This window comes from Agrococcus citreus (genome assembly GCF_039527715.1).
Classification (GTDB): domain Bacteria; phylum Actinomycetota; class Actinomycetes; order Actinomycetales; family Microbacteriaceae; genus Agrococcus; species Agrococcus citreus.
This window is the reverse complement of record NZ_BAAAKK010000006.1, coordinates 79241-82766: the sequence shown is the minus strand read 5'-3', so window position 1 is coordinate 82766 and position 3526 is coordinate 79241. Positions and strand designations below refer to the sequence as shown.

Below are 3526 nucleotides of genomic sequence, written 5' to 3'. Positions count from 1 at the left end.
CGGAGGCCGTCGTCGCAGGCATCGAGGCGCGCGGCCTCGAGGTGCTCTACGACGACCGGCCGAAGGTCTCGCCCGGCGTGAAGTTCGGCGATGCCGAGATCATCGGCGTGCCGCAGATCGTGATCGTCGGCCGCGACGCCGCTGCGGGTCTCGTCGAGGTGTGGGACCGTGCGACGGGGGAGCGGCAGCAGGTCGCGATCGACGCGCTCGAGGGCGCGCTCGGCCGCTAGCTGCTGCGCCGGTCCTTCGCGGGCCGCTCGTCCGTCGCGGCCGGCAGCACCGTCCACTGGCCGGTCACCGACTCGGCGTCCTCCCACACCTCGACGCCGCGCAGCTCCGGCAGCATGTCGCGCGTGAAGACCGGGTCCTTGCCCGCCTTGCGCTGCTCGTCGAAGTTCTTCAGCAGCTTGAAGGCGACGCCTGAGAGCAGCCCGATCGCGATGAGGTTGACGATCGCCATGACGCCCATGAGCAGGTCGGCGGTGTTCCAGATCGTCGCCGTCGCGATGACGGAGCCGCCGAGCACGGCGACGACCGCGAGCACGCGGTAGACGGTCAGCGCCGTGCGGCTCTCGGTGATGAACTCGATGTTCGACTCGCCGTAGTAGTAGTTGCCGATGATCGACGAGAACGCGAGCAGGAAGACGATGAGCGACAGCGCGATGCCCGCCCACGCGCCGAGCTCGCCCGTGACGGCGTCGAACGTCAGGCCGATGCCGCCCTCGGCGCCCGTCAGGTCGGGCGTCGAGACGAGGATGATGAACGCCGTGATCGAGCAGACGAGGAACGTGTCGAAGTAGACGCCGAGCGTCTGCACGAGGCCCTGCTTCGCGGGGTGCGTGACGGCGGCCGAGGCGGCGCCGTTCGGGGCGGAGCCGAGACCGGCCTCGTTCGAGAACATGCCGCGCTTGACGCCCTGCATGATGATCGTGCCGATCGCGCCGCCCGCCACCTGCTGGAAGCCGAAGGCGCCCGCGTAGATCTCGCCGAGCACGCGCGGCACCTCGGTGATGTTCATCCCGACGATGAGGAGGCCGAGCAGGAGGTAGAGCAGCGCCATCGCGGGCACGAGCGACTCGGTCACCTTCGCGATGCGGCGCACGCCGCCGAAGACGATGAGGCCCGTGAGGATCGCGACCACGATGCCGATCGCCCACGGCAGCCACGCTGCGTCGGAGCCGACCGTCGACGTGATCGTCGCGACGATCGTGTTGGCCTGCAGCGACGAGAAGGCGAAGGGGAAGCAGACGATGAGGATGACGGCGAAGAGGATGCCCATCCACCGGGCGCCGAGGCCACGCTGCATGTAGTACGCCGGGCCGCCGCGGAACCCGTCCGCGTCGCGGTGCTTGTAGAGCTGGGCGAGGGTCGACTCGATGAACGACGACGCGCCGCCGACGAACGCCATCGTCCACATCCAGAAGACCGCGCCCGGCCCGCCGATCGCGATCGCCGTCGCGACGCCCGCGATGTTGCCGACGCCGACGCGGCTCGCGGCCGAGATCGTGAAGGCCTGGAACGACGACACCGACTGGTTGCTGCCGTCGCGCGCCTTCGGCGTCTTGTCGGTCAGCACGCGGAACATCGAGGGCAGCAGTCGCAGCTGCACGACGCCCGTGCGGATCGTGAAGTAGATGCCCAGCAGGGCGAGCACCGGGAGGACGACCCACGTCCACCAGAAGTCGCCGCCGGTGAGCACGAGGTCGTCGAACGCTTCCATGCGGGCCACACTAGTTCGTGCGCCTCGCGAGCGCGGTAGAATGATCGGTCGGCATCGGATGCCGGCTGAGCAGCAGACCAAGGAGCCACAAGTGAAGATCGATCTGACCGTGCTGAAGACCGTCGAGCGCGAGCGGGAGATCTCCTCGGACGCCCTGATCCACATCATCGAGCAGGCGATCCTGCAGGCGCACATCAAGTCGGCCGAGAGGCCCGTCGAGAAGGCGGGCGACAAGCCCGTCGCGGCGGCCCCGCAGCCGCGCGTCGAGGTGAACCGCTCGACCGGCGAGGTGACGCTCTACGAGCCCGAGCTCGACGAGGACGGCAACCGCATCGGCGAGTCGGTCGCGACCACCGACGACTTCAGCCGCATCGCCGCATCCGCCGCGAAGCAGGTCATCTTCCAGGCCCTGCGCGAGAAGAGCGACGAGACCGTGCTGGGCGCCTACAAGGACCGCGAGGGCGACATCATCGCCGGCATCGTGCAGCAGGGCACGAACCCGCGCATGGTGCACGTGAAGCTCGGCGACGACATGGAGGCGCTGCTGCCGCCCGAGGAGCAGGTGCCGGGCGCGGAGTACAAGCACGGCCAGCGGATGCGCGTGTACATCACGAAGGTCGAGCGCGGCCAGCGCGGCCCGCAGGTCACCGTGAGCCGCACGCACCCCTCGCTCGTGCGCCGGCTCTTCGCGCTCGAGGTGCCGGAGATCGCCTCCGGCGCGGTCGAGATCGTCGCGATCGCGCGCGAGGCGGGCCACCGCACGAAGATCGCGGTGCGCGCGACGCAGCCGGGCATCAACGCCAAGGGCGCGTGCATCGGCGAGATGGGCGCGCGCGTGCGCGCCGTGCAGGCAGAGCTCGGGGAGGAGAAGGTCGACATCGTCGACTACTCCGAGGACCTGCCGTCGTTCGTCGCCAGCGCGCTGAGCCCCGCGCGCGTGTCGGACGCGTTCATGCTCGACGAGAAGACGCGCGCCGTGCGCGCGCTCGTGCCCGACTTCCAGCTGTCGCTCGCGATCGGCAGGGAGGGCCAGAACGCCCGCCTGGCCGCGAAGCTCACGGGCGCGAAGATCGACATCCAGCCGGATTCGGTCATGGATGAGGACTGACCCCCCTGTCTCCCGGGCGCGCCGTGCGCTAGACTCGTGACCATCCGTACGTGTCTTGGCTGTCGCGCGCGCACCGAACCCGCACTCCTCGTGCGGATCGTGGGCGCAGGCGGGGCGGCGGTCGTCGATCTCGATCGACGGCTTCCCGGCCGCGGCGCGTGGGTGCATCCGACGCAGCAGTGCGCGGAACGAGCAGTGCGAGCGATCCCGCGGGCACTGCGCGACAAGCACCTGGACACATCGCCCATCGCACGGTGGGCACAGGACGGGCTCGCACCGAGCCCCGACCGAAGGAACGAACACCCCATGGACAACTGATGAGCACCTCGAAATGAGAACCGTCAGCATTTGATGTCCGCCCTGTCCTGGGCGGACCAGGACAGGAGACAAGTGGCAAACCCACGTGTGCACGAGATCGCCGCCGAGATCGGCGTCGAGAGCAAGGTCGCGATGGCCAAGCTCAAGGAGATGGGCGAGTTCGTCAAGGGACCCGCCTCGGCGATCGCACCCCCGGTCGCTCGCAAGCTCAAGGCCGCGCTCGCGGCCGAGAGCGCACCCAGCGCGCCCGCGGCTGAGGCCGCGAAGGCGCCGGCGAAGACCACCGCCAAGCCCGGAGGCGCCCGCAAGGCCGCGACTCCCGCGCCCGCCCCCGAGGCGCCGGCCCCCGAGGCTGCGCCGACCCCGGCGCCCGCGCCGAA

5 protein-coding genes are annotated in these 3526 nt (G+C 70.1%); 4 read left to right on the top strand and 1 reads right to left on the bottom strand.

Annotated features, from left to right (window positions below; genetic code table 11):
• Positions 1–230 (top strand): His/Gly/Thr/Pro-type tRNA ligase C-terminal domain-containing protein (locus ABD106_RS13550; RefSeq protein WP_343921261.1); only part of this gene is annotated, 230 nt, incomplete at its 5' end.
• On the opposite strand, the gene ABD106_RS13545 is transcribed toward ABD106_RS13550, so the two are convergent.
• On the bottom strand, positions 227–1720 hold the full coding sequence (locus tag ABD106_RS13545; protein ID WP_343921259.1) for an alanine/glycine:cation symporter family protein: 1494 nt from the start codon (positions 1718–1720) through the stop codon (positions 227–229). The two genes, ABD106_RS13550 and ABD106_RS13545, sit on opposite strands and share 4 nt — an antisense overlap.
• 91 nt (positions 1721–1811) lie before the next feature.
• Here ABD106_RS13545 and nusA point away from each other — a divergent pair, with 91 nt between their 5' ends.
• The 3 genes from nusA to ABD106_RS13530 all read left to right on the top strand — a co-directional run.
• Positions 1812–2828 carry a transcription termination factor NusA gene (gene nusA, locus ABD106_RS13540; protein ID WP_343921257.1) on the top strand — a complete coding sequence of 339 codons (1017 nt, stop codon included), beginning with the start codon at positions 1812–1814 and terminating at the stop codon, positions 2826–2828.
• A gap of 36 nt (positions 2829–2864) precedes the next feature.
• Positions 2865–3146, top strand: coding sequence for a YlxR family protein (locus tag ABD106_RS13535; protein WP_343921255.1), 282 nt, complete (start codon positions 2865–2867; stop codon positions 3144–3146).
• Positions 3147–3218: 72 nt separating this feature from the next.
• The coding region (locus ABD106_RS13530; RefSeq protein ID WP_343921253.1) for a translation initiation factor IF-2 N-terminal domain-containing protein at positions 3219–3526 on the top strand (308 nt) is incomplete at its 3' end.